24 protein-coding genes are annotated in these 26336 nt (G+C 67.3%); 18 read left to right on the forward strand and 6 right to left on the reverse strand.

The genetic code is table 11. The features are described from left to right. Positions 1-15 precede the first annotated feature (15 nt). From J3P31_RS10065 to miaA, 4 genes are all read right to left on the reverse strand, one after another. Positions 16-1467, reverse strand: coding sequence for an ABC transporter permease (locus J3P31_RS10065; protein WP_210528298.1), 1452 nt, complete (start codon positions 1465-1467; stop codon positions 16-18). A 12-nt stretch (positions 1468-1479) separates the two neighbouring features. Beyond that, the gene (locus J3P31_RS10070; protein ID WP_210528299.1) at positions 1480-2526 is read right to left on the reverse strand and encodes an ABC transporter permease; all 1047 of its coding nucleotides are present in this window, start codon (positions 2524-2526) and stop codon (positions 1480-1482) included. A gap of 95 nt (positions 2527-2621) precedes the next feature. Beyond that, complete coding sequence (locus J3P31_RS10075) at positions 2622-4286, reverse strand: ABC transporter substrate-binding protein (RefSeq protein ID WP_210528300.1); 1665 nt, start codon at positions 4284-4286, stop codon at positions 2622-2624. Between the two features lie 140 nt (positions 4287-4426). Further along, positions 4427-5287 carry a tRNA (adenosine(37)-N6)-dimethylallyltransferase MiaA gene (gene miaA, locus J3P31_RS10080; RefSeq protein WP_210528301.1) on the reverse strand — a complete coding sequence of 287 codons (861 nt, stop codon included), beginning with the start codon at positions 5285-5287 and terminating at the stop codon, positions 4427-4429. Between the two features lie 72 nt (positions 5288-5359). On the opposite strand from miaA, the gene pyrH reads away from it, so the two are divergent. The 14 genes from pyrH (at position 5360) to lpxB (ending at position 18449) form a co-directional block, all read left to right on the forward strand. Continuing rightward, the gene (pyrH, locus tag J3P31_RS10085) at positions 5360-6109 is read left to right on the forward strand and encodes a UMP kinase (RefSeq protein WP_210528302.1); all 750 of its coding nucleotides are present in this window, start codon (positions 5360-5362) and stop codon (positions 6107-6109) included. A gap of 57 nt (positions 6110-6166) precedes the next feature. Beyond that, the gene (locus J3P31_RS10090) at positions 6167-7066 is read left to right on the forward strand and encodes an MBL fold metallo-hydrolase (protein WP_210528303.1); all 900 of its coding nucleotides are present in this window, start codon (positions 6167-6169) and stop codon (positions 7064-7066) included. 171 nt (positions 7067-7237) lie between these two features. After that, positions 7238-7801, forward strand: coding sequence for a ribosome recycling factor (frr, locus tag J3P31_RS10095; RefSeq protein WP_210528304.1), 564 nt, complete (start codon positions 7238-7240; stop codon positions 7799-7801). Between the two features lie 24 nt (positions 7802-7825). Further along, positions 7826-8578 carry a polyprenyl diphosphate synthase gene (gene uppS, locus J3P31_RS10100; protein ID WP_210528305.1) on the forward strand — a complete coding sequence of 251 codons (753 nt, stop codon included), beginning with the start codon at positions 7826-7828 and terminating at the stop codon, positions 8576-8578. Beyond that, entirely contained in the window at positions 8575-9375 is an 801-nt protein-coding gene (locus tag J3P31_RS10105; protein WP_210528306.1) for a phosphatidate cytidylyltransferase, read from the forward strand. The genes uppS and J3P31_RS10105 overlap by 4 nt, the downstream gene beginning before the upstream one ends. After that, positions 9372-10559: a 1-deoxy-D-xylulose-5-phosphate reductoisomerase gene (gene dxr / locus J3P31_RS10110; RefSeq protein WP_210528307.1), complete on the forward strand. Its 1188-nt coding sequence runs from the start codon at positions 9372-9374 to the stop codon at positions 10557-10559. The genes J3P31_RS10105 and dxr overlap by 4 nt, the downstream gene beginning before the upstream one ends. 4 nt (positions 10560-10563) lie before the next feature. Beyond that, positions 10564-11895, forward strand: coding sequence for an RIP metalloprotease RseP (rseP, locus tag J3P31_RS10115; RefSeq protein ID WP_210528308.1), 1332 nt, complete (start codon positions 10564-10566; stop codon positions 11893-11895). A 62-nt stretch (positions 11896-11957) separates the two neighbouring features. Further along, a complete protein-coding gene (locus J3P31_RS21615; RefSeq protein ID WP_256439143.1) occupies positions 11958-12092 on the forward strand; it encodes a hypothetical protein in 135 nt (44 codons plus the stop codon). Between the two features lie 90 nt (positions 12093-12182). Further along, positions 12183-14486, forward strand: a complete 2304-nt coding sequence (bamA, locus tag J3P31_RS10120; RefSeq protein ID WP_246849397.1) for an outer membrane protein assembly factor BamA — start codon at positions 12183-12185, stop codon at positions 14484-14486. Continuing rightward, positions 14486-15163 carry an OmpH/Skp family outer membrane protein gene (locus tag J3P31_RS10125; protein WP_210528309.1) on the forward strand — a complete coding sequence of 226 codons (678 nt, stop codon included), beginning with the start codon at positions 14486-14488 and terminating at the stop codon, positions 15161-15163. The genes bamA and J3P31_RS10125 overlap by 1 nt, the downstream gene beginning before the upstream one ends. Before the next feature lie 67 nt (positions 15164-15230). Then, the gene (gene fabZ, locus J3P31_RS10130) at positions 15231-15725 is read left to right on the forward strand and encodes a 3-hydroxyacyl-ACP dehydratase FabZ (RefSeq protein WP_210528310.1); all 495 of its coding nucleotides are present in this window, start codon (positions 15231-15233) and stop codon (positions 15723-15725) included. Further along, entirely contained in the window at positions 15725-16501 is a 777-nt protein-coding gene (gene lpxA, locus J3P31_RS10135; protein WP_438270294.1) for an acyl-ACP--UDP-N-acetylglucosamine O-acyltransferase, read from the forward strand. The genes fabZ and lpxA overlap by 1 nt, the downstream gene beginning before the upstream one ends. Then, on the forward strand, positions 16498-17301 hold the full coding sequence (locus tag J3P31_RS10140; RefSeq protein WP_210528311.1) for an LpxI family protein: 804 nt from the start codon (positions 16498-16500) through the stop codon (positions 17299-17301). Before lpxA ends, J3P31_RS10140 begins: the two co-directional genes overlap by 4 nt. Next, positions 17298-18449 carry a lipid-A-disaccharide synthase gene (gene lpxB / locus J3P31_RS10145; RefSeq protein WP_210528312.1) on the forward strand — a complete coding sequence of 384 codons (1152 nt, stop codon included), beginning with the start codon at positions 17298-17300 and terminating at the stop codon, positions 18447-18449. Before J3P31_RS10140 ends, lpxB begins: the two co-directional genes overlap by 4 nt. A 25-nt stretch (positions 18450-18474) precedes the next feature. Here lpxB and mnmA read toward each other — a convergent pair whose 3' ends face one another. Next, positions 18475-19620, reverse strand: a complete 1146-nt coding sequence (mnmA, locus tag J3P31_RS10150; protein WP_210528313.1) for a tRNA 2-thiouridine(34) synthase MnmA — start codon at positions 19618-19620, stop codon at positions 18475-18477. A gap of 149 nt (positions 19621-19769) precedes the next feature. Between mnmA and sciP the strand changes: the two genes are divergently transcribed. The 4 genes from sciP to recG all read left to right on the forward strand — a co-directional run bounded on the left by sciP (position 19770) and on the right by recG (position 25404). Continuing rightward, a complete protein-coding gene (gene sciP / locus J3P31_RS10155; protein ID WP_210528314.1) occupies positions 19770-20048 on the forward strand; it encodes a CtrA inhibitor SciP in 279 nt (92 codons plus the stop codon). A gap of 89 nt (positions 20049-20137) precedes the next feature. Beyond that, entirely contained in the window at positions 20138-20854 is a 717-nt protein-coding gene (ctrA, locus tag J3P31_RS10160) for a response regulator transcription factor CtrA (RefSeq protein ID WP_210528315.1), read from the forward strand. A gap of 282 nt (positions 20855-21136) precedes the next feature. After that, complete coding sequence (gene ligA / locus J3P31_RS10165; protein ID WP_438270295.1) at positions 21137-23308, forward strand: NAD-dependent DNA ligase LigA; 2172 nt, start codon at positions 21137-21139, stop codon at positions 23306-23308. Then, the gene (recG, locus tag J3P31_RS10170) at positions 23305-25404 is read left to right on the forward strand and encodes an ATP-dependent DNA helicase RecG (protein WP_210528316.1); all 2100 of its coding nucleotides are present in this window, start codon (positions 23305-23307) and stop codon (positions 25402-25404) included. The genes ligA and recG overlap by 4 nt, the downstream gene beginning before the upstream one ends. A 419-nt stretch (positions 25405-25823) precedes the next feature. Here recG and J3P31_RS10175 read toward each other — a convergent pair whose 3' ends face one another. Then, complete coding sequence (locus tag J3P31_RS10175) at positions 25824-26285, reverse strand: iron-sulfur cluster assembly scaffold protein (RefSeq protein WP_210528317.1); 462 nt, start codon at positions 26283-26285, stop codon at positions 25824-25826. Positions 26286-26336: the final 51 nt, after the last annotated feature.

Consider the following 26336-nt stretch of genomic DNA (forward strand, 5'->3'; position numbering starts at 1 on the left):
GATGCGTTCATGTCCTCAGTCCCTCAGGCTCTCTTCGCGCAAGCCGTCCGCCAGGAGGTTGAGCCCCAGGACAAGGCTCAGCAGGGCGACGGCGGGCACGATGGCGGGGTGCGGGAACACGGCAAGCAGTTGCCGTCCCGCGTTGATCGTCGAGCCCCAGTCAGGGCTTTCGGGGGGCAGTCCGAGGCCGAAGAAGCCCAGGGTTCCCAGGAGAATGGTCGTATAGCCGATCCGGAGGCAGAAATCGACGATCAATGGCCCCCGGGCGTTCGGCAGGATCTCCCAAAGCATGATGTACCAGGGCCGTTCCCCCCGGGTCTGGGCGGCCGCCACGTAGTCCCGCGTTTTGATGTCCATGGCGAGACCCCGGACGATCCGGAACACTGTCGGTGAATTGACGAAGACCACGGACACGAACACCACGAGCACCCCCGGCGGGACATCGAACAGGTCGACCGGCCCCATGAAGGCCAGGGGTGTTCCAGCTTGGCTGATCAGCGAAAGGTAGCCCCATCCCATCACGGCCAGGATGACGCCCAGCATCGTCATCGCGCGGCGCGGCTCGGTCCGGTAGCGCGACCAGATGAGGACGCCGACGAAGACCAGGGGAAAGATGAACAGCCCCGCCGCCATGAAGCTGGGGATGCCGGTCTGAACGATTTCTGGCGTGACAAGGAGATAGAAGAGGAGGATGACAGGGAAGGCGAGGATCAGGTTCGCCAGGAACGAGATCGCGGTGTCGAGCCGGCCACCATAGTACCCCGCTGGTAGGCCCAGCGTGATCCCCACCATGAAGGCGAAGCAGGTGGCGATCGGAGCGATCTGCACCACGATCCACGAGCCATGCACGACCCGCGAAAACACGTCCCGGGCCAGGTTGTCCCCGCCCAGCAGATAATGCGACCCAGGACCGAGCAGGTCGACCCCCGGAACCGGTATTCCGGGAGGCTTGTTCTTGAGGCCCGATACGGCGGCGAGCGGGTCATGCGTGGCGATCCAGCCGAACACCCCCACGCTCAGGGCGGTGAACACCCAGAACATCACGAGCCCGAAGCCGATCTTGCCGACGGTGGAGTCGAACAGCCTCCCGTAGAGACCGAGATGCGGGCTGTAAGCTATCGACAACGTGAAGGTCAGGATCAGGGCCACCCAGACCGGGAGGAACCGGCGCGCGATGGCGCCCACGATCCCTGCCTGACCCCAAGGTAGCAGGATGCCCCCCAGGACATAGGCCAGCAGCGTCGCAACGAGCAGGGCGCCGGCGGCCCGGACCGCCAGGCTCGTGTAGCTGCGTAGTCCGGGATGGACCGCGAGCGTGCCATCCGGGCTCACCGTGACCTGCGGCTCTGGCGTGACCAGGCGGATCAGGACCGACAGCACGACCGCCACCAGGAGGAGAACTCCGCCCGCCAGCAGGAGGGGGTTCAGGACGAACCCAAGGCTGCCGGTCCAGGTCATGGGTTCCATGGTCTCTTCCTCTCAGGCGAGGCGGATGCGGGGATTGAGGAACACGTACCCCACGTCCGAGATGAGTTGGGTCAGCAGCACGACGATGACCGACACCACGGACACCCCCAGCAGCAGGTCGATGTCGTTGTTCCCGGCCGCCTGCACCAGCGTCCAGCCAAAGCCTTTGTAGTTGAACAGCGTTTCCACGATCACGACGCCGTTCAGGAGCCAGGGGATCTGAAGCATGATGACCGTGAACGGGGCGATCAGCGCGTTGCGAAGTGCATGACGCAGGACGATCTTTGGAAAGCTCACGCCCTTGAGCCGCGCTGTCCGGATGTACTGCGCCGTCATGACCTCGGCCATCGAGGCCCGGGTCATGCGGGCGACGTAACCCATCGCATAGAGCGCGACAGTCAGCACCGGGAGGGTGAAGTTGACGAGCGTCGCATCGTCCATGGCCGATGTGGCCGAGCCGTTGAACCACTTCAGGCCCACCGCGGACGAGGTGAACACGGCGATGAAGACGACGCCGGACACGTATTCCGGGGTCGCCGTGGCGACGATCGAGGCGGTGGACAGGGCCCGATCCGTGCGCGATCCCTCCCGCATCCCGGCGAGGACGCCGGTCAGCAGCGCACCGGGCACCATCACGAGCAGGACCCAGAACATGAGCTTGCCCGTCAGGCCGAGGCCGCGGGCGATGACGTCGGCCACCTCCTGCCGGAAGACGCGGGAATAGCCCCATTCGCCCTGGAGCACCCCGCAACGGATGGGAGCCGTCGCAGGATCCTCGCCCTCACGGATGCAGCGGCCGTAGACGACGCCATTCTCGTCGGTCCGTGTCCAACCCGGGAGTAGGCCCAGCCATTCACCGTAACGGACCAGCAGCGGCGCCCCGAAGCCGTTCTTGTCCAGCCAGGATGTCACTTCCGCGTCCGAGATCCGCGTGCCGATCTCGGACTTGGCGATCTTCTCGAGGTTGGGAGGAAGGTTGGTCAGGGCGAAGACGACGATGGTCAGGCAGATGGCCGTGACCAGCATCGTGACGAGGCGCTTGACGAGAAACAGCAGCATGGAGGTCGTCCCCTTCCCACGCCCTCAGGCCCGCGCGGAGGGGGCCGGACGGGCGCGCAGGTGGACGCGCCCTTCCACGGTGGTTCCGCCGCCGCTCAGGACGCGGCCTCTTTCCACCACTTGTAGTGGTGGTGCTCATAGATCGGATGCTGCTCCGCCCCATGAACCTGGGCCGTGGTGTGCCGGTACAGGGACTGCCAGTAGGGTTGGATCAGAACCCCTTGGTCCTGCATGATCTTCTCGAGCGTCGCCATGACCTCCCGACGCTGATCGGCGTCGCTGATCGAGTTGGCCTGCGCCAGCGCGGCGTCGAACTCCGGATTGGCGAAGGCGGTCTCGTTCCAGGCCACGCCGGACTTGTAGGCCAAGTTCAGGACCTGCACGCCAAGGGGGCGCATCACCCACTGCGTCGCCGAGAAGGGGTAGTTCAGCCAGTCGTTCCAGAACGTCGACCCCGGAAGGACCGTCCGCTTGATGTTGATCCCGGCGTCCCGGATCTGCGCGGCGACGGCGTCGCAGGTGGCGGCCTGGAACGAGTCGTCGAGTGAGATCAGCTCGAACTCGGTGTCGGCCTGCCCGGCGGCTTCGAGGGCAGCCTTCGCCCCGGCCGGGTCCACCACGGGAGGCGGGAGCTCGGCATATTCGGGGTGGATGGGGCAGACGTGGTGGTTCTCGGCCACGACGCCAAGATTGTTGTAGCCGAGCTCGAGCACGACGTTGTTGTCCACCGCCATCTGGAGCGCCTTGCGCACCTCGACGTTGTCATAGGGCGGCTGGCTCTGGTTGAAGCGCACGGCGAGGGTGGTGGCCGTCACGGCTTCGGATTTCACCCAGCCCAGGCCGTCGTAGATGTCGATGAAGTCGCCGGTCGTCTGGTAGGTCGCATCGACCTCGCCCGACTCGGCGGCCGCGAGCACGGCGGCGGGGTCGGTGCCGTAGTCGATGTACTCGATCCGGTCGAGGTAGGGGCCACCATAGACCGCTGTGCCCCACCAGGTATGGTCGGGGTTGCGGACCAGCACCTGCTTGACCCCGACCTCGTTGGTCTCGGGCAGGAAGGCGCCGGTCCCGATGGGGTTCGCGGCGGGATCGCCGTTGTCGTAGCTCTGGTGGACGACGGCAGCCGGGTAGTCGGCCATGTTCACGACGACGGCGATGTCAGGCTCGGAGAGCTTGAGCCGGATGGTGGCGGGGTCGACGATCTCGACCGCGTCCTCGCGCATCTGGCTCGTCGCGGCATCCATGAGGCCGCCGAACCGGGCTGCCATCGAGTTGCCCTCGACGGTGCCGTCGCACCAGCGGCGGATGTTGTTCACGACGTCCTCGGCGGTGAAGTCGTCGCCGTTGTTCCATTTGACGCCCTGGCGCACCTTCAGCGTCCATTCCGTCGCGTCCTCGTTCGCCTCCCAGCTCTCCAGCAGCATGGGGCGAAGCGACCCGTCGGGCTCATACTCGACCATGTAGTCCAGCCAGCCACGACCGAAGTTCGCGATCTCGGACCAGTCCCAGGTGCGGGGGTCCTTGGTCGCCCGCGTTTCCATGTTCATCCGCAGCGTGCCGCCCTGGACCGGGGTCGTCGCGTCCTGGGCATTGGCCGGCGAGGGAAGCCCGATCAGGCCGTAGGCGGTGGCCGACGCCACGCCCAGCGCCGTGGCACGGGTCAGGAACTCACGCCGGGACAGCAGCCCGGCCTTCGCCTCCTCGGCGTACAGCAGGGCCGCCGGATGCACGGCGCGGAGGGCTGTGGTGTGAAGCGTCATCTTGTCTCCCCTTCGCCGCATTCTTGTGGGTGCGGTCCAGATCGGGCCGGACCGGCACCACGCGCGGCTTTGCGCATTGGGCACGGCGGGCCCCGCGAGGTCAATGCGCGCTTTCGACTCCTTGGCTCGCCAAAGCGACCTCAGGGCAGCGAAATCGGGGGCCAGGATGCCATTCGCGACCTGAACCAGGTCCGTTGCCGTTTGGCGTAAGCGCGTGACGCGATCACGGCACGCTCCGTGGCCTCGCTCCTCGTTATTTCGCCAACAAGCCAAGCTCGGATCTCCTCGGCGCCAAGAGCCCGAAACGCCGGGGTGCCGGCCCGCCACACGGGGAGTAGCGCCTCCACCTCCTCGACCGCGCCTTGGGCCAGCATCGAATCGAACCGGGCCTCGATTCGCGCATTGAGCCAGGGCACCTCCGGCCGCAGAACGACGGCGTGGGCGCGGGGCAGGGGCAGGAGCGGCGGTGGCGTGTCGGCCTGCCAGTCGGCCAAGCCGCGCCCGGTGGCGGTTCGAACTTCCCAGGCCCGCTGGACGCGGGCGCGGTTGCGCTGGTCGAGACCGGCCGCAGTGCGCGGGTCCAGCCCGGACAGGAGCGTCTCGAGGCTCAGGCCGTCGGCCTCGGCGCGGACCTCGGGCGGCGTCGCGGGGATCTCGGCCAGACCCTCGGTGAGGGCGCTGAAGTAGAGCCCTGTCCCGCCGACGATGACCGGACGGAGAGGGCCGTCCAGCAGCGGCCCTACATCGCGGAGCCAGTGTCCGACGGAGTAGGCCTGCTCCATCCCCACATGACCGAACAGCGCATGGGGGATGTCCCGCTCCTCCTCGGGCGACGGGCGCGCGGTCAGGACCCGCCAGCCGGAATAGACCTGCAGCGCGTCGGCATTCACGATGATCCCGCCCGCGTCGCGTGCGATCCGGATCGCCAGGGCCGACTTGCCGGATGCGGTCGGCCCGGCGATCAGCACGGGCCGGTTCGGGGGAATCCCGCGCAGATCCATCGCTGCCTCCCATTGAATCCCTCCGCTCTTTGCGACATTGGAGGCGCCGGTGGAAGCAGGCGGAGGCAGCGGATGAACGACGTAACGGAAACGCCGGAGTTCCAGTCCTCCCAGCCAACGTTCAAGCGCGTCATGCTCAAGATCTCGGGCGAAGCGCTGATGGGCGACCAGGGCTTCGGCCTGCACCCGCCCACCGTGGAGCGGATCGCCCGCGAGGTGAAGAGCGTCCGCGATCTTGGCGTCGAGATCTGCATGGTGATCGGCGGCGGCAACATCTTCCGCGGGCTCCAGGGCTCGGCCCAGGGGATGGAGCGGACCACGGCGGACTACATGGGGATGCTGGCGACCGTGATGAACGCGCTCGCCATGCAGTCCTCCCTGGAGGCCCTTGGCGTCTTCACCCGGGTGATCAGCGCCATTCCGATGGATCAGGTCTGCGAGCCCTACATCCGCCGCCGCGCCGTCCGTCATCTCGAGAAGAAGCGCGTCTGCATCTTTGCGGCCGGCACCGGGAACCCCTATTTCACGACCGACACGGCCGCGACCCTGCGCGCCTCGGAGATGAGCTGCGAGGCCATCTTCAAGGGCACCAAGGTCGATGGGGTCTATGACAAGGATCCCAAGAAGCACGCCGATGCCAAACGGTTCGACCATGTGGGTTACACCGAGGTCCTGACCAAGAACCTCGGCGTGATGGACGCATCCGCCATCGCGCTCGCGCGGGACAACAACCTGCCGATCATCGTCTTCTCGCTCGACGAGCCCGGCGGGTTCCGGGGCATCCTCGCGGGGCGCGGAACCTACACGACGGTCCACGGCTGACCGGAACCCGCTCAGGCCAGCGCCCGTTGTCCGCCCGACCCAACGGCGGAGGCGAGGATGGCCGAGCAGATTCCCGTGCCAGACGAGGCGGTGGCCACGCATCCCGTGCTGGACGCCGCAAGGGCCGACAAGACCCGGGAGGTGACGCCTGACGTCGCCTACCGGCGGCTCGGAATGGTCAACGTGGTCTTCGTCGGGCCGCCCGGAGCGCCCGACCGTGGGTGGGTCCTGATCGACGCCGGACTGCCCGGGACCAGGGGCTTCATCCGCAGCGCGGCGGCGGCAAGGTTCGGTGAGGCATCCCGGCCCGCCGCCATTGTCATGACGCACGGGCACATCGACCATGTCGGCGCGCTCGAGGCCTTGGCCGAGGAATGGGACGTCCCGGTCTACGCCCATCCCCTGGAGCGGCCGTATCTCGACGGCTCCGCCGCCTATCCGCCGGGGGACCCGAGCGTGGGCGGGGGCCTGATGGCCCTGCTCTCGCCGCTCTTCTCTCCCAAGCCCGTCGATGTCGGAGCCCGACTTCACGATCTCCCGGCGAATGGAAGCGTGCCCTTCCTGCCGGGCTGGCGCTGGCTCCATACGCCGGGACACACCGTCGGCCATGTCTCGTTCTGGCGCGAGGCGGATCGCTGCCTCCTGGCCGGGGACGCCTTCGTGACCACGGGACAGGAGTCCGCCTATCAGGTGGCGATACAGGAGCCGCAGATGCATGGCCCGCCGATGTACTTCACGGTGGACTGGCCGGCGGCCGGGCATTCGGTCGGGGTGCTGGCGGAGCTGGAGCCCGAGATCGCGCTCACGATGCATGGCAAGCCGCTGCACGGGGCCGAGATGAGAGCCGCGCTTCATCGCCTGGCCCAGGAGTTCCCCCAGGTGGCCGTCCCCCGGCAGGGGCGGTATGTCGCCGAGCCACGGCGGGCCGAGGACGGCAGCGCCTATGAGAAGCCCTGAAACCGGAGCGCCCTGTAAGCGCCTTATTGCAAACACAATTGGGGCTGGCAGGGGCTTTTGTGCACAGCCAGGAACAAGCTGGACGGCCCGACGTCCGTCGCACCTATACAACCTCGTCGCGATGCGGATATAGAGCACCAAACCCGCGACGAACCTCGGGACGATACCCTCATGTCTGACGACTTCGAACTCGACACCGACGACCTCCAGCGCCGGATGGAAGGGGCCATTGCCTCGCTCCGGACAGAGTTCGCCTCGCTGCGCACCGGCCGCGCCTCGGGCTCCATGCTCGAGCCCATCCAGGTCGAGGCCTATGGACAGATGACCCCGGTCAACCAGCTCGGCACCATCAACGTGCCGGAGCCGCGGATGGTGACGATCAACGTCTGGGACCGTGGCATGGTCTCCAAGGTCGAGAAGGCGATCCGCGACTCGGGCCTGGGGATCAACCCGCAGACCAACGGCACCATCATCATGCTCCCGATTCCCGAGCTGAACGAGGAGCGGCGGCGCGAGCTGTCCAAGGTCGCGGCCAACTACGCCGAGCACGCCCGCGTGGCCGTGCGGAACCTGCGCCGCGACGGGATGGACCAGATCAAGAAGGCCAAGACCAACGGCCTGTCCGAGGACGACGTGAAGTTCTGGGAGTCCGAGGTCCAGGACCTCACCGATCGCTACATCAAGGTGGTCGACCAAACGCTCGAGGCCAAGCAGGCCGAAATCATGCAGGTCTGACCTGACCTAATCCGGAGTTCGGCCATGGCCCTAGACAGCAAGACGGACGCCCCGCGGGGTGCCGGCCCGGCCGGACCCCGGCACGTGGCGATCATCATGGACGGCAATGGCCGTTGGGCCCAGATGCGCGGACGGCCGCGTCTCCTCGGGCACCACGCCGGCGCAAAGCGGGTCCGGGAGATCGTCGAGGCCTGCCCCGACTACGGGGTGAAGTATCTCACGATCTTCGCGTTCTCGACCGAGAACTGGAAGCGGACCCAGTCCGAGGTTGCCGGACTGATGTCGCTCTTCCGTCGCTACATCCAGCGCGAGGCGCAGGATCTCTACCGACGGGGCGTGCGCGTGCGCTTCATCGGTGACCGGATCCGTCTCGACCACAAGCTCGTGACACTGATGGATGACCTGGAGCTGCTCACCTCGGGCAACGACCGGGTGCACCTCACCATCGCCCTGAACTATGGCGGGCGCGACGAGGTGACCCGGGCCGCCAAGCGGCTCGCCTACGAGATCGAGATGGGGCGGCTGAGCCACAAGGACGTGGACGCCGAGACCTTGGCGCGGTTCCTCGACACCCATGTCCTGCCGGACCCCGACCTTGTGATCCGCACCTCGGGCGAGGCCCGGATCTCGAACTTCCTGCTCTGGCAGTCGGCCTATGCCGAGTACGAGTTCATCGACACGCTCTGGCCCGATTTCTCCGCGTCCGAATTCGGGCGCATCGTCCAGAACTACGCGGCCCGCGACCGCCGGTATGGCGGGGTGAAGGCCCCGGCGTGAGAACGCCCGCCGATCCGTCGCGATGGGCCGATCTGGGGCCGCGGGCGGCCTCGGCTGCCGTCATGATCGGGATCGGGACGGCCTGCGTCGTCGCGGGCGGGGTCTGGTTCCAGATGGTCACCGTCTTCGTGACGGCGGTGATGATCTGGGAACTCTGGACCATGATCGAGCCGCAGGGACCCACGCGCGGGATGCTGCTGGCGGCCCTCGTGGCCAGCGTGCTTTCCGGCCAGCTCGAATTGCAGGAGACCTGGGGGCTCGTCCTGTTCCTGCTGGCTGCGATCGGCGGCGCGGTGACCCTGAAGCGTGAGCGGCTGACCTTCTTCGCCTTTGCGCTGGGGGTCCAGGTCGCAGGCTGGGGCTTGGTGACCTTCCGTCTGGAATACGGCTTCTACTGGCTCCTTTGGCTGATCGGCGTCGTCGTCATGACCGACGTCGCAGGCTATTTCGCGGGCCGACTGATCGGCGGGCCGAAATTCTGGCCCCGCGTGAGTCCGAAGAAGACATGGTCGGGGACGATCGCGGGCTGGGTCGGCGCGGCGGCGGTCGGCATGATCTTCAGCAGCTTCGCGGGTCTGGGTCCGCAGATGGTGCCGCTGTCCATCCTGCTGAGCGTGGCGTCCCAATGGGGCGACATCGCCGAAAGCGCGCTGAAGCGACGCATGGGCGTCAAGGACTCGTCGGCCCTCATTCCCGGGCATGGCGGGTTGTTCGACCGGTTCGACGCGATGCTGGGGGCTTCGCTGTTCATGCTGCTGGTCAGTGCCGTGGTGGGCGTCCCCGGGGGCCCGACGTGAGGCGCATCACCGTCCTGGGCGCGACGGGAAGCATCGGTCAGAACACCCTCGACCTGATCTCCCGGCGGCCGGACGAGTTCGAGGTCGAGGCACTGACCGGCGCGGCCAACATCGACCTGCTGGCGCAGGACGCGATGCGGATGCGGGCAAAGCTCGCGGTGACGGCGAACGACCAGCTCTACTCGGCGCTCAAGGAGTGTCTCTCAGGGACGGGGATCGAGGTCGCGGCCGGTGCGGCCGCCGTGGCCGAGGCTGCGGCCCGGCCTGCGGATTGGAGCATCAATGCCGTCGTGGGGGCTGCGGGACTGTTGCCCAGCCTGGAGGTCCTGCGCCGTGGCGGGACCCTGGCGCTCGCCAACAAGGAAACGATGGTGGCAGCCGGCCCGCTGGTGATGGCCAGCGTAAAGGCGAGCGGAGCGACGATCCTGCCCGTGGACAGCGAGCATTCCGCGATCTTCCAGGCGCTTCGCGGGGAAGACGCGCGCGAGGTCGAGCGCGTGATCCTCACGGCCTCGGGCGGGGCGTTCCGCGACTGGCCGCTCGAACGTCTTTGCACGGCGACCGTGGAGCAGGCCTCCTCCCACCCGAACTGGGCCATGGGGCAGAGGATCACCATCGATTCGGCCTCGATGTTCAACAAGGCGCTCGAGATCATCGAAGCGCGGGAGCTGTTCAACCTTGAGCCCCGGTCCGTGGAGGTCCTCATCCATCCGGAAAGCCTGATCCACGCGCTCGTCGGGTTCCGGGATGGTGCCCTGATGGCGCATCTCGGCGCGCCCGACATGCGTCATGCGATCGGCTTCGCCCTGAACCATCCCGCCCGCGCCGAATTGCCGGTCGAGCGGCTGGATCTGGCGAGGATCGGGCAGCTCAACTTCCGCGCCCCCGAGGTCGAGCGTTATCCGGCCCTTGCCCTCGCGCGTCGGGTGATGGAGGCCCGCGGCCTGTCGGGGGCTGCGTTCAACGCGGCCAAGGAGGTTGCGCTGGATGCGTTCCTTGCGCGCAGCCTCCGTTTCACCGACATGGCATCCGTCGTGACGGAGACCCTTGACCGCCTGGGTGGCGATCCGGCCTTTCCACGCCTAAGTTCCCATGACGCGACACCGATCCTCGAGGATGTCCTCGAGGCCGATCGGATCGCCCGCCTGCGGGCCGGAGATGCCGTGGCGCGCATAGGGGAGTGACCAGGTGGACGTGACGCAATTCCTGCCGCAGTTCGGCAACCTGGCCTTTACGCTCATTGCCTTCGTGGTGGCCCTGTCGATCATTGTCGCGATCCACGAATACGGCCACTACATCGTCGGACGTTGGACCGGCATCAAGGCCGAGGTCTTCTCGCTGGGGTTCGGGCCCGTGCTGTTTTCGCGCACGGATCGCCACGGCACGCGCTGGCAGGTGGCGGCCCTGCCGCTGGGGGGATACGTCAAGTTCCTGGGGGATGCCAATGCCGCCTCGGTCGGGGCAGGTTCGGCGCCCGCAGGCACGGATCGCCGCCACACGATGCTGGGCGCGCCGCTTTGGGCGCGGGCCGCGACCGTGGCTGCGGGACCCTTTGCTAATTTCCTCCTGACGATCGTCCTGTTCCTCGTCTTGATCCTCACCCAGGGCCGCCCGGTCGATCCCTTGACCATCGAACGGCTGGAGCCCTTGCCTCCGGGGTATGTGCAGGATCTGCGGGAAGGTGACCAGATCCTCGCGATTGCGGGCCGGTCCGTCACCGTCGACTCCCTGGCCGACGTGGCCGCCGAACTGCCATCGGCCGCGACCGTCGACTACAGGATCCGTCGGGACGATGAGGAGTTGACCGTGCCGGGACCGTTCCCGTTCCCGCCGGTCGCCGCCTCGGTTTCGCCGAACAGCGCCGCATGGGACGTGGGGATCCGTGCCGGCGACGTGGTCCTCGAACTCGACGGCCGCCCCGTCCAGGCCTTCGACGACCTCGTCGAGGCGGTCCGTGTGTCCGACGGGCGTCCTATGGGGCTTCTGATCTGGCGCGACGGCCAGGAGCACGAGTTCACCGTCGTGCCGAGGCGGGCGGACATGCCGCTGCCGGGCGGAGGCTTCGAGACACGCTGGCTTGTCGGGCTCTCGGCCGCTCCGTTCTTCGAGGCCCGGACCGAGACTCCGGGGTTGCCGACGGCCATCGGCGACGCAGTCGGGCAGCTCTGGTTCGTGCTCAGTTCATCCTTGTCGGGGATCGGGCATATGCTGACCGGGGCCATCTCGACCTGCAACCTGTCGGGGCCGGTGGGAATCGCCGAAACCTCGGGCGCCATGGCCTCTCAGGGCACCTCGAGTTTCCTGTCGTTCCTGGCTGTCCTGTCCGCCGCTGTCGGCCTCATGAACCTGTTCCCGATTCCCGTCCTCGATGGCGGGCATCTGGTCTTCCACGCCTGGGAGGCGGTTACCGGTCGCCCGCCGGGGGATCGGGCGCTGCGGGTTCTCATGGCGGCTGGGCTCTCTCTCCTGCTGACCCTGATGTTCTGGGCTGTCGCGAACGACCTTTTCCTCTGCCCCTGACGGGCTGGTTACCGAATCGTAAGAACCTTCCCGCAAGGTGTCCCAGAAGGGAGACCATAGGGATGACGAGGATTCTGCCCGCCGCTCGGGCGGCGACGATGCTGGGGGTGATCCTGGCGGAATGGGCGATGGCCCTCTTCACAGTGGGTGGGGCCTTGATCCTGGCAGCGTGGCTTGCATCCCGCGCTCTGGGTTGACCTCTCGCCAAGGGGCCGCGTGGCTTTTGACAACAGGTCTGGATGCGGCTACGCCTGAGCCCGCATAAGCACAAGAAGCGGGCGGTGGAGATGAGCGGTTCCCAGTGGCGCACGAAACGCGCGGCATGGCGCGCCCGCGTGATGGCGGCGGTCCTGGTTTCGACCACGCCTTTCGCGCTCGGCGCCCAGACCTTCAGCTTCAACTCGGTTCGGGTCGAGGGCAACCAGCGGATCGAGACGGGAACCATCCTGGCCCGTGCCGGCATCTCGCAGGGCGAAGCCGTGTCGGCGGGCCAGCTGAACGACGCCGCGCAGGCGCTGCGCTCGTCCGGGCTCTTCGAAGCCGTGGACGTGGTTCCCGAGGGCAGCACCCTGGTCATCCGCGTGCAGGAATGGCCAACGATCAACAGGATCAACTTCGAAGGGAACTCGTCCCTTTCGGACGAGGAGCTTTCGGCTCTGGTGAAGTCCGTTGAGCGGCGGGTCTACTCCCCGACGCAGGCCGAACAGGACACCGCCGCGATCACGCAGGCCTATGTGACCGCCGGCCGCGTCAACGCCGTCGTGACCCCGTCCATCATCCGCCGCGACGACAACCGGGTCGATCTCGTGTTCCAGGTCGCCGAAGGTGGCGTCACCGAGGTCGAGCGGATCTCGTTCGTCGGGAACCGCAGCTTCTCCGAGCGTCGTCTCCGGAATGTGCTCGAAACGCGGCAGGCCGGCTTGCTGCGCGCGATCATCGGCAGCGACACCTTCGTGGCGGAGCGCATCGACCTGGACCGGCAGCTCCTGACCGACTTCTACCGGTCCCGCGGCTATGCCGACTTCACCATCAACGATGTGAACGTGAACCTCACGCGGGAGCGTGACGCCTACCTGATCACCTTCAACATTCAGGAAGGCCAGCAATTCACCTTCGGCAACGTCGCCGTCACCAGTGCGATCCCCGAGGCAGATCCCGCGATCTTCCAGTCGGTCATCAGGGTCCATCGCGGACAGACCTATTCGCCGGTGGCGATCGACAACGACATCTCCCGGATCGAGGCCGTGGCGCTCCGGCGGGGGATCAACTTCGTCCGTGTGGACCCCCGCATCACCCGCGACGAGCGGGGACGCATCCTCAACCTTGAATATGCGCTCGTTCCCGGGGACCGCATCTTCGTCGAGCGGATCGACATCGAGGGGAACGCGACCACGCTGGACCGGGTCATTCGGTCCCAGTTTCGCGCGGTCGAGGGGGATCCGTTCAACCCGCGCGAGATCCGCGAGTCCGCCGAGCGGATTCGCGCGCTCGGCTACTTCGCCAACGCCGACGTCGAGGCGCGCGCCGGGACCGCGCCCGACCAAGTCGTGATCGACGTCAACGTCGAGGAGAAACCGACCGGGTCGCTGTCCTTCGGCGTCAACTACTCGAGCGATGACGGTCCGGCGCTGATCGCCAGCTTCTCCGAAGACAACTTCCTGGGCCGCGGGCAGGAGCTGAACTTCAGCATCTCGACCGGCCAGGACAACCGGCGGCTGTCCTTCGACTTCACCGAGCCGCAGTTCCTGGGGCGCGATCTGGAAGGTGGCATCAGCCTCAACTTCCGTCAGACGGACAACGCCAGCGCGCTTTACGACACCAACAACTTCCGCCTTTCGCCGTCGCTGGGCTTTCCGATCAGCGAACGCGGCCGGCTGAACGTGTTTTATGCCACCGAGTTCACTGACATCACCGATGTCGATGAGGACGCGAGCCAGATCATCAAGAACGAGGCCGACGATGGCGGCATCTGGACGAACTCGGTCGGGTTCACCTTCAGCTTCGACACCCGGCGGAACAACATCGACACGCCGACCAACTACTTGATCCGCGCCGGTCAGGAGTATGGATTCGGCGACCGGATGTTCATCCAGACCTCGGCGCTCGCTTCGGCTGAAACCAAGGTCTGGGGTGAGGATCTCACCCTGCGGGCGACGGTCGAAGGCGGGATCCTGAACTTCACGGATGGCGACAGCCGTGTGACGGACCGATATTTCCTTGGCTCCCGGATCATGCGCGGGTTCGAGCGTGGCGGCATCGGGCCGCGGGACGAGGACACGGACGACGCGCTGGGCGGAAATACCTATGCCGTCGCCCGCCTCGAGGCCGAGTTCCCGCTTCCCGTTCCGGAGGAATATGGCGTCTCGGGCGGGGCGTTCGTGGACTACGGCTCGGTCTGGGATGTCGGCGTGGACGCGCCCGAAGGCGACCGCATCCTGGGCGATGAGTTCACACCGCGCGCCACCGCCGGCCTGTCGCTGTTCTGGACCACGCCTCTGGGCCCGCTCCGGTTCAACTTCAGCCGTCCCCTCATCGCCGAGGATTATGACGAGGTTCAGAACTTCGACGTGACGGTCTCAACCCAGTTCTGATGCGCGCCCTTGCCCTGATCGCCTCGCTCGTCCTGGCGGTCGCGGCTCCGCAGGGGGTTGCGGCCCAGACCGACCTGTCGATGGGGCAGATCCGGAGCCCGATCCTCACGATCGACGTCGACCGGCTCCTGAGCGAAACGCGCTACGGGCGGCGTATCAACGAGGACCTGAAGGCCCGCACAGAAGCGCTGGCCGCCGAGAATGACCGTCTGGCCACCGAACTGACGGCCGAGGAGCGTGCGCTTACCGACCGTCGGCCCAGCATGGAGGTCGAGGCGTTCCGATCCGAAGCGGAAGCCTTCGACACCCGCGTCCAGTCGATCCGAAGCGAGCAGGACGCCAAGCAGCGCGAGCTCGAGGCCGCCGTCAGCAAGGGACGCGAGGATTTCCTCAATGCCGTCACGCCCGTTCTGGCCCGGCTGATGATCGACAGCGGAGCCGCCGTCATCCTGGAACGGCGTGACGTCTTTCTGAGCGTGGGTCTGGTGGATATCACCGACGAAGCGATCACGGCCATCGACCAGCAACTCGGCGAAGGACAGGGCGGCGCCGGCTCCACCACGCCGACGGACAGCGGCCCAGCCGAGGCGCCGCCGAGTCCGGAGCCGGAGGAGCCCGGGTCCACGGATCCGGCCGAGGCGGCGCCTGGCACATCGGGCCCCGATCAGGACGGCTGATCCGGGGCGCTTGCGGGTGCGGGGGCTTGTTGCTAGGCAGGCGCCGCATAGTCAGAGGGGATGCGCAATGGAGCAGGCGGCTGCCGAGGGAGGCCAACCAACGGCGATCACCGAGGCGGATATCCACCTCATCCAGCGCATCCTGCCCCACCGCTATCCGTTCCTCCTGGTGGACCGCGTCCGTCACATCGAGGGTACGTCCCGGGCGCAGGGCCTCAAGAACGTCACGATGAACGAGCCGCATTTCCAGGGTCACTTCCCGGGGGTGCCGGTCATGCCCGGCGTGACCATCGTGGAGGCCATGGCCCAGACCGCAGGCGTGATGATCGGCACCTCCCTGGGGCTGACCGGGGGGAACCTGCTCATCTACTTCATGTCGATCGACAACTGTAAGTTCCGCCGCAAGGTCGTTCCCGGCGACCAGCTCCTGATGGACGTGACCACCGTGCGGGGCAAGCCGGGCGGAAAGGTCTGGCGCTTTGCGGGCCGGGCGACCGTGGATGGCGAACTGGCGGCCGAGGCCGAGTTCGCGGCCATGGTCGATTGGGGCGCGGGCGCCTGATGGAGGTCCATGCCACCGCACTGGTCGATCCCCGGGCGCGGCTCGGCCAGGGGGTCCGGATCGGCCCGTTCTGCGTCGTCGGACCGGACGCGGTCCTGGGCGACGGCGTCGAGCTCCGGTCGCATGTCGTGGTGGCCGGCGACACCGAGATCGGGGCAGGGACCGTCGTCTTTCCCTTCGCGGTCCTTGGCGAGATCCCGCAGGATCTGAAATACGCGGGCGAGCGGACCCGCCTGCGGATCGGGGCGCGCAATCGCATCCGCGAATATGTCACCATGAACATCGGCACCGACGGTGGCGGGGGTGAGACGCGGATCGGAGACGGGTGCCTGTTCATGGCGAACTGTCACGTGGCCCATGACGCCCAGGTCGGGGACAGGGTCATCGTCGCCAACTCCGTGGCGATCGCGGGGCATTGCACCGTCGGCGACGACGTCGTCATCGGGGGTCTTGCCGGGGTGCATCAGTGGGTGCGGATCGGACGCGGCGCCATGATCGGCGGGATGTCCAAGATCACGCATGACGTCATTCCCCACGGTCTCGTCCAAGGTCCGCGGAGCGAACTCGAAGGCCTGAACCTCGTCGGCCTCAAGCGCCGGGGCATTCCGCGGGACGACATCTCGGCCCTGCGGGCCGCGTTTCAGGTCCTGCGTGAAGGGGAGGGTTCCTTCCTCGAACGGATGCGGTCCTTTGCTGAGTCGGAGAGCGCGCTGGTTCGTGAATGGGCGGATTTCGTGCTGGCCGGGTCGGACCGCCAGTTCATGACGCCGAGATGATCGCCCTCGTTGGCAGTCCCGACCCGCTGACCTCACGTCTGGTGAGCGCTCTGCACGAGCGGGGCGAGCCCAGCATCGTCTGTGTCGTCAGCGACAGGACCGAGTTGAACCCGTCCGCAGGGGCACCGGTCACGTTCCGGGTCGAGCATGTGGGCACCCTGCTGCAGCATCTCCGGGCCCTGGGCGTCGGGCAGGTGTGCTTCAGCGGCGGCATTCGCCGTCCCTCGATCGATCCAGGGCAGATCGACAAGGCGACCGTCCCCTTGGTGCCACGGATCGTTGCGGCATTGGGGCAGGGCGATGATGGCGCGTTGCGGGCCGCCCTCAGTCTTTTCGAGGAAGCGGGATTCGGCATCGTGGCGGCCCACGACCTCGTTCCCGCCCTCCTTCCCGCCCCCGGCATTTTGAGCGTCGCCCAGCCGACCCGCCAGCACGAGGCCGATGCGGCTCGGGCCGAGCAGGTTCACCGGATCATGGCGCCTGCCGATGTGGGCCAGGGCCTGATCGTGCGCCGGGGCCAGGTGATCGCGGTCGAGGCGGCGCCCGGCACGGATGTCATGCTCCGCTCCGCGCGGGAGCATGCAGAGGGGGCGCTCTTCTACAAGGCGCCCAAGCTTGGGCAGGATCGACGGGCCGATCTGCCGGTCATCGGCGCTGGAACGGTCGAACTCGCGCGGGCGTCCAGGCTGTCCGCCATCGTCATCGAGGCGGGCGGAGTCATGATGCTGGACCACAGCGCGACCATCTCCGCGGCCGACGCGGCCGGTCTCGTGCTCTGGGTCCGCGAGCCCTCGCAGTGAAGGTCTTCGTCCTTGCCGGAGAGCCTTCGGGAGACCGGCTGGGGGCCGCCGCAATGGCCGGTCTGAAGAGCCTTCGCCCGGACGTGGTCTTCGAAGGCGTAGGCGGGGATGCGATGGCCGGAGAGGGGCTTTCGAGCCTTTTCCCGATGTCGGATCTCAGCGTCATGGGGGTCGTCGAGGTGCTGGGACGATACCGGCTTCTTCGGCAGCGGCTCGATCAGACCATTCAGGCGGTGCTGGCGTCGCGGCCGGACATCCTGCTCACGATCGACAGTCCTGATTTCGGCCTCCGTGTGGCGCGCGCGGTCAAGGCGGCAGGTGCTCCGGTTCGCTGCGTCCATTACGTTGCTCCGACCATCTGGGCGTGGCGGCCCGGGCGCGCGCGGAAGCTGCGGGGGGTGTCGGACCAATTGCTGGCCCTCTTCCCCTTCGAGCCGCCGCTCTGGGAGGCGCAGGGCATTCCCTGCGACTTCGTCGGCCATCCGGTCGTGGCCGAACCTGTGGCCACCCAAGCCGAGGCCCAGGCCTTCCGGAGCGCGCTCGGGATCGGGGATGCTCCCCTGGTGCTCGCTCTGCCCGGTTCGCGCCGGAGCGAGGTCGAACGACTGAGCGCCCGGTTCGGAGAGGCCTTGGGCCGCGTGGCCGCCGCACGCCCAGGGACGCAAGTCGTGCTTCCGGCGGCCGGGCCTGTCGCCGATCTGGTGCGCGACCTCACGGCCTCCTGGCCCCTCAAGCCGGTGATCCTCAATCCGCGGAGCGACCCACTGGCCCAAGGCGCAAAGAGGGCAGCCTTCAAGGCAGCCGATGTGGCGCTGGCGGCCTCTGGAACCGTCTCGCTTGAGTTGGCGGCAAGCGGGACGCCGATGGTGATCGCCTATGACATGGCCTGGATGACCTGGCAGGTGGCGCGCTGGATGGTTAAGGTGGACACGGCAACCCTTGTGAACATCGTCTCGGATGTCCGTGCCGTGCCCGAGTTTCTTGGCCCCAACTGCCAGCCCGGACCGATCGCCGACTCCCTGCTTTCGGTCATGGCCAACCCCGGCGCCCAGCGGGCCGCCATGGAGTTGACCATGCAGCGGCTCGGCGCAGGAGGGGAACCCCCCGGGCTCCGGGCTGCCAGGGCCATCCTGGCCCGGTGGAGCTGACGCCAGGCGACCCCCGGCGGGCCTGCTACGAGGCACGCGAAATCCAGCCGCCGCCCAGGACCCTGGTGCCTTCGGGGGCGTAGAACACGCAGGCTTGGCCAGGGGCTACGCCTTCTTCCGGCGATAGCAGGGTCACTTCCGCACCGTCCGGCGCAGGCCGGACCAGAGCGGGAACCGGCTGCCGAGTGGACCGAACGCGGACCAGCACGTCATGCTCCCGGTCCAGGGGTCCGTCGCCAAGCCAGTTCACCTCCCGCAGGCTGATCTGGCGGGAGCGGAGAAGGTCGCGCGGGCCGACCACGACCTGCCGCTTCTCGGCATCGAGCCGCACCACGAACAGCGGCTCGTCCAGTCCGCCGATCCCGAGCCCGCGCCGCTGTCCGACGGTGTAGCGAAGGACCCCGTCGTGCCGTCCCAGCACCCGGCCTTCGTGATCCACGATGTCGCCCGGCTCCGCCGCTCCGGGCCGAAGCTTCTCGATGACGGCCGCATAGTTGCCCGACGGGACAAAGCAGATGTCCTGACTGTCCGGCTTGTCCGCGACGGGCAGCCCGTACCGCGCCGCAAGGGCTCGGGTCTCGGCCTTGGACGCAAGCCCTCCGAGGGGGAAGCGAAGGTAGCCAAGCTGCTCGCGCGAGGTGGAGAAGAGGAAGTACGACTGGTCGCGCGCCGGATCGGCCGCCCGGTGAAGTTCAGGCCCAAGGAGCCCCACCTCGCGCCGGATGTAATGCCCGGTCGCCATGCAGTCGGCGTCCAGGTCCTTTGCCACATTGAGCAGATCCCGGAATTTCACCCGTTCATTGCATCGGATGCAAGGCACCGGTGTTGCGCCGGCCAGATAGCTGTCCGCAAACTCATCGATTACCGATTGGCGAAACAGAGTTTCGTAATCGAGAACATAATGCGGGAAACCCATTGTTTCCGCAACGCGACGCGCGTCGTGAATATCGCGCCCCGCGCAGCAGGCCCCCTTTTTCGCAAGCGCGGCCCCGTGGTCATAAAGCTGCAAGGTGACGCCGACGACGTCGTAACCTTCCTCCGCCAACTGGGCGGCCACGACCGAACTGTCCACGCCGCCGGACATGGCGACCACCACGCGGGTTTCGCTCGGCGGCTTGGGAAGGCCCAGGGAGTTGAGCCCAAGGGTAGGAACGGCGGGATCGAGGGGCATGAGAACCGGGTCCAGGCAGGGCCGTATTCGGCCCAAGTTGGTGGACAATATAAGAAAATGCCGTCTATTCACAACCCCCGGCTTCACCCACTCTTAAGGCTGCAGGGCACAGCATCCCCGACGCGAGGACCGTCAAACAGGGGTGAGAGATGTTTCTGCGCAAGGTTGATGGGCCGCGTTCGGTAACGCTGCCCGATGGAACGATCATGACCCGGGCGGATCTGCCGCCGCCCGACACGCGAAGGTGGGTGGCCTCGCGGAAGGCTGCGGTGGTGCGCGCGGTGACTGCGGGACTGATCTCCCGCGGCACGGCGCTGGGGACCTACGGTCTCAGCGACGAGGAGTTCACGGAATGGGAACAGGCTGTCTCTTCGCATGGGGAGGCTGCGCTCCGGACGACATGGCTGCAGAAGTATCGACAACCATAACGAGAAATGTAATTACGGAGATCTCGTAACGAGCAGTTAACCAATGGCCCATTAGGGTGGCTCGCGAATCGAGTAGCGGAGGCCCCGGGATGCGAATCCTGCTCGTAGAAGATGACCCGACTACCTCTCGCAGCATCGAGTTGATGCTGACCCACGCCAACCTGAACGTTTACGCGACGGACTTGGGCGAGGAGGGGATCGATCTTGCGAAGCTTTACGACTACGATTTGATCATCCTCGACCTCAATCTTCCCGATATTCCGGGCCACGAGGTGCTTCGACAGTTGCGCCTTTCCAAGGTCGAAACACCTATCCTGATCCTTTCGGGAGAGGATGACACCGACAGCAAGCTCAGGGGCTTCGGGTTCGGGGCGGATGACTACCTGACCAAGCCCTTCCACCGGGAGGAGCTGGTCGCCCGCATCCATGCGATCATCCGCCGGTCCAAGGGCCACTCGCAGTCGGTCATCCGGACGGGCCGGATTGCCGTCAACCTCGACGCCAAGACCGTCGAGGTCGGCGGGCAACCCGTTCACCTGACCGGGAAGGAGTACCAGATGCTGGAACTCCTTTCGCTTCGGAAAGGGACGACCCTGACGAAGGAGATGTTCCTCAACCACCTTTATGGCGGCATGGACGAGCCCGAGCTGAAGATCATCGACGTCTTCATCTGCAAGCTTCGCAAGAAGCTGGCGCAAGCGACCGGGGGCGAGAGCTACATCGAGACCGTCTGGGGGCGTGGTTACGTGCTGCGCGATCCAGAGCCCGTGGAACGTGACATGGAGCGGATGGCAGTCGGGGCCTGAGGCTGACCCCGCGGCACCCCATTCTGAGATCTGCGGCGGCGCATCCCTGAAGTCCGCTCTTCCGTCGGGCATTTTGGGATCCTTGGGCGCGTGACGCGTTCAAGGTCGTCGTTGCTGTTAGTCCAGGCCAGCCGTCGCCCTTGGACCGCCCGCCTCCGCTGACATGAGCTGATCTGCTGCGTCCGCCGGCGGCTCGGTCTCAGGGGGCTCCACAGGAGGTCGACGTCTGGACCACGGCGGACCCTCTGCCTATCACTCAGGAGCAGACGTCGGAGGGGTGACATGCAGGCACGCGATTCTGGTTCGATGGATGCCGGTGCCGTCCATCTCGCCACCACCGACGTGAACGCGCTGACCGAGGCACAGGCCGCAGTCGAGTTGAGCCGGCTGTCGCAGGAGCTTGCTGCGGCGAACCAAGCCTACCATGGGCTTGATGCGCCGATCATGTCGGACGCCACCTATGATGAGTTGAAGCGCCGGAACGCGGCCATTGAGGGCCGCTACCCGAACCTCAAGAGGCCTGACAGCCCGTCCGATCAGGTCGGGGCCGCCGCTGCGGAAGGCTTCGGCAAGGTAGCGCACCGGGTGCCGATGCTGAGCCTGGCCAATGCCTTCCAGCCGGACGATATCCGGGAGTTCGACGCCCGGACGCGCCGATTCCTCAACCTCGGGCCGGACGTGCCGCTCGCCTATGTCGCCGAGCCCAAGATCGACGGACTCTCCCTCTCGCTGCGCTACGAAGAGGGACGTCTGGTCCAGGCCGCGACGCGCGGGGATGGCGAGGTGGGCGAGAATGTGACGGCAAACGCCCGCACCGTGGAGGACATACCGAACCAACTGGCCGAGGGGGCTCCCCGTGTCCTCGAGATCCGCGGTGAGGTGTACATGACCCATGGGGACTTCGCCGCCTTGAACGCGCGTGCGATCGAGACCGGTGGGAAGGTGTTCGCCAACCCACGTAACGCAGCGGCGGGATCCCTGCGCCAGTTGGATGCCCGGATCACCGCCAGCCGGCCGCTCCGATTCTTTGCCTACGCCTGGGGCGAGATGTCCGAGCCGCTGGCGGACACGCAGTGGGGGGCGCTGCAGCGGCTCAGGGAGCTTGGTTTTCAGGTCAACCCCCTCGCAAGGCTCTGCGACGGCCCGGATGCCCTCTTGTCGACCTATGAGGAGATCGAGGCGCAGCGGGCGACCCTGGGCTACGACATCGACGGTGTGGTCTACAAGGTGAACGAGATCGGGCTCCAGCGACGGCTAGGCTTCCGCTCAACGACGCCGCGCTGGGCCATAGCGCACAAGTTCTCGGCCGAGCGGGCGTGGACGCGCCTCCTTGCCATCGAGATCAATGTCGGCCGCACCGGGGCGCTGGCGCCGATCGCCCGCCTCCAGCCGGTCACCGTCGGCGGGGTGGTGGTGTCGAACGCCACCCTCCACAATGAGGATTACATCGCCGGCCGCTCGGCTTCGACCGGAGAACCCATCCGGGGCGGCAAGGACCTGCGGCCGGGCGACTGGGTCGAGGTGCGGCGGGCCGGTGACGTGATCCCGCAGATCGTGGACGCGGACCTGACCCGGCGCGACAGCGACGCTGCGCCTTTCGCGTTCCCGACGATCTGCCCGCAATGCGGGTCCGACGCCGTTCGCGATGCTGGCGATGCGGTGCGCCGTTGCACGGGCGGCATCGCCTGTCCCGCGCAGGCGGTGGAAAAGCTCAAGCACTTCGTGTCCCGGAACGCCTTCGACATCGAAGGCTTGGGGATCAAGCAGATCGAAATGTTCTTCAACGATCCCGTGCTTCCGATCCGGGAACCCGCCGACATCTTCACGCTCGAGGAGCGGGACCGCCAGAACTCTGAACGGCTCCGCGACCGCCTGGGCTACGGGGAGCGAAGTGCGGCCAATCTCTTCCGCGCGATCGAAGAGCGGCGCAGCATCGCTCTCGCCCGGCTGATCTTCGCGCTTGGCATCCGGCATCTGGGTGAGGCTGGCTCGGCCCTGCTCGCCCAGCACTATGGATCCTGGCCGGCCTTCGAGTTCGCCATGACCGCAGCCCGGGTCGGCGAAGGTCCGGAGTGGGAGGAACTCAACTCCATCGACGGGGTGGGACGGGTGCTCGCCACGTCGGTGGTGACCGCGTTCCACCAGGAGGCTGAAAGGGCAGCCATCGACCGGCTGATTCCGCACCTCCGGATCGACAATCCCGCCCCGCGCGCCACGGAAAGCCCCGTGGCCGGCAAGACGGTGGTCTTCACGGGGACCCTGGAAAAAATGACGCGCGCCGAAGCCAAGGCACGCGCCGAAGCCATGGGGGCCAAGGTCGCTGGATCGGTGTCGGCCAAGACCGATCTCCTGGTGGCAGGACCGGGGGCCGGATCCAAGGCCAAGGACGCGGAACGGCTGGGCGTCAAGGTCATCGACGAAGCCACCTGGCTGGACATGATCGGGGCCGCATGAACGGGCGATCCACGGGACGGCCCGAGATCCTATGGCCCCTGTTCGGGTCCCTGACCGGGCTCAAGGGGATCGGGCCGAAGACGGCGCAAACGCTTGAGCAGGCGGGCCTTGGCCGCTCGCGGGACCTGCTGTTCACGCTGCCGCAAGGCGGGATCGACCGTCGCCTGAGGGGCAGCATCCAGGACGTTTCCTTGCCCGCCACCGTGACCGTGGCCGTCAAGGTCGAGCGTCATCGCCCCCCCGCGGCCAAGGGCAAGCCGCACATCGTCACGGTGTCCGACTCGCAGGCGAGCTTCCAGATCATCTTCTTCCATGCGCCGGCCGACTGGCCCGCCCGGGCGCTTCCTCTCGGAAGCCGCCGTATCGTGAGCGGAAAGGTCGAGCTTTACGACGGCGTCGGCCGGATGGCGCATCCGGACTACATCCTGCCCGAGGATGACGTCTTAAACCTCCCGGCCTTCGAGCCCGTCTATCCGCTCGTGGCCGGCGTCACCCAGAAGACCATGGGCAAGGCTGTCCGGGGTGCGCTGGCGCTGGCGCCCGAGCTGCCCGAATGGATCGACGCGGGGCTGATGGCGCGCGACGGGATCCCGTCCTGGCGCGAGGCCCTCCGGGAGGGGCACGCGCCCAATGAGGCGGCCGACCTGTCGCCCGACGCCCCCGCGCGCAAGCGTTTGGCCTATGACGAGCTGTTCGCGCATCAACTGACGCTGGCGCTCGCGCGGGCGACGGCCCGGCGCGCCCGAGGGCGGGAAACGCGCGGCGACGGGCGGCTCCGCCAGCGGGTGCTGGAATCCCTGCCATATCGGCCGACGGCGGCTCAGCTGCGGGCCGTGGCCGAGATCGAGGCCGACCTGGCCTCGGGTCGGCGCATGAACCGCCTGTTGCAGGGGGATGTGGGCGCCGGAAAGACCCTGGTCGCCCTCCTTGCTCTTCTGGTCGTCGTCGAGGCGGGCGGGCAGGGCGCCCTGATGGCGCCGACGGGCATCCTTGCCCAGCAGCACTACGACGGGCTGAAGCCCCTTGCGGATGCTGCCGGGGTCACTGTCGAACTGCTGACCGGACGCGACAAAGGGGGGGAGCGGGCGGCCAAGCTCGCCGCGCTGGCAGAGGGTCGGACGGACATCCTGGTGGGCACGCACGCGCTGTTCCAGAAGGACGTCGAATTCCGCGACCTCCGCCTGGCCGTCGTCGACGAGCAGCACCGCTTCGGGGTCGCTCAGCGGATGGAGCTGGGCGCCAAGGGCGAATTGGCCGACGTTCTCGTGATGACGGCGACGCCCATTCCGCGGAGCCTGGCGCTGGCCCAGTACGGCGATATGGACCTGTCCGTCCTCGACGAGAAGCCGCCCGGACGGAAGCCCGTGACGACGCTGCTCGTCTCCACCGAGCGGCTGGACGAGGTCGTGGGCAGCCTGGGCCGGGCCATCGCCGAAGGGCGGCAAGCCTACTGGGTCTGCCCTCTGGTCGAAGAGTCCGACACCAGCGACCTGACCGCGGCCGAGGAGCGGTTCCGCCAACTCCGGGAGGTGTTCGGCGCAAAGGTGGGGCTTGTCCATGGACGTCTTCCCCCGGCCGAGAAGGACGCCGCCATGCAGGCCTTCGCCGAGGGGCGCACCGCGCTGCTGGTCGCCACTACGGTGATCGAGGTCGGGGTGAACGTGCCCAACGCCTCAATCATGGTGATCGAGAGGGCCGAGACCTTTGGGCTGGCGCAGCTTCATCAGCTTCGCGGCCGGGTCGGCCGGGGCTCAGCTGCCTCGACCTGCATCCTCCTGTATGAGGCCCCTCTCGGCGAAACGGCGCGGAGGCGTCTCACGCTGCTGCGCGAGAGCGAGGATGGCTTTCGCATCGCCGAAGAGGACCTCGCGATTCGCGGTGCCGGCGACGTGATCGGCACGGCCCAGTCCGGGCTCCCGCGGTTCCGCATCGCGGATCTGGAACGGCAGGCCGGGCTGATGGAGACGGCCCAGCGGGACGCCCGCAAGCTCCTTCACGACGATCCGCGCTTGGAAAGCCCAAGGGGACAGGCGGCGCGCCTGCTCCTGTGGCTGATGGAGCAGGACAGGGCAATCCGACTGATCAGCGTCGGCTAACGAAGCCACCGCCGGCAGGACAGACCCGCCCCCGGTTCACTGGGCAGAAGGCCACAGTTCCCTCGTCGGCAACTATGTTCTCATAAAGTTCTTTACAGGTGATGAAGAGCATGAGAACAAATGGGCAACGAATCTGAACGACAGGAGGACGGGATGGAACGCGACGACGAACTGATGACCGAACTCGACTGGGATCTGCTGTCCGACGCCGTCGGAGCCCTGTCCTTGGTCGTGATCCTTGTGGGGTCCCTGGTCCTGCCCAGCTTTCTCTGATCTGCCCGCGCCCCCGTACCGGCGCCGCCTCCCTGTCTCGAGACGGGAAACTTGGCCGACTGCCCTGTGGCCAAGGGGGAACCATCTGGTTCCCGGCGGATGATCCGGGTCCCGGCGGGGGTGCTTCCTCAGCCGCCGCGCGCCTGTCAGGTCGCGGCGGCTTTTTTCTGCGTTCCGGACGCCTGTTCGATGGCCTCGAGCGTGGCCTCGATCGCGAGCATGATCGAGCCATGCCGGTTCGGATGGTCGCGGGCCGGGATCAGCACCGCAAAGCCGTCCCAGGGCGCGACCGGAGGTTCGGCCCCGTCCCGCAGCATGGACCAGAGCGCGTCACGTCCCTCCCGGACCTGGTCGGGGGTCAGCCCCACGACAGTCGCGCCGACGACCGAGGCTGCGGCCTGGCCCAGCGCGCAGGCACGGACATCCTGGGCGAACTCGCGGACGCGGCCATCCTCCAGCGCCACCTCCACGGCCACCGAGGAGCCGCACAGGGGCGCACGTCGCCGGGCCGTGCCCTGCGGCTCGGGCAGGTGGCCCAGGCGCGGAATGCTGGAGGCGAGCGCCAGGATGCGGGTGGAGTAGAGTTGCAGGAGGTCCTGGTCCGACATGATTTGCCCTTCGGTCGCGTCACGCCTAGATAGGCGCGTTCGCCCGTGTTG

The sequence above is a fragment of the Rubellimicrobium arenae genome, assembly GCF_017916275.1.
GTDB lineage: Bacteria > Pseudomonadota > Alphaproteobacteria > Rhodobacterales > Rhodobacteraceae > Rubellimicrobium > Rubellimicrobium arenae.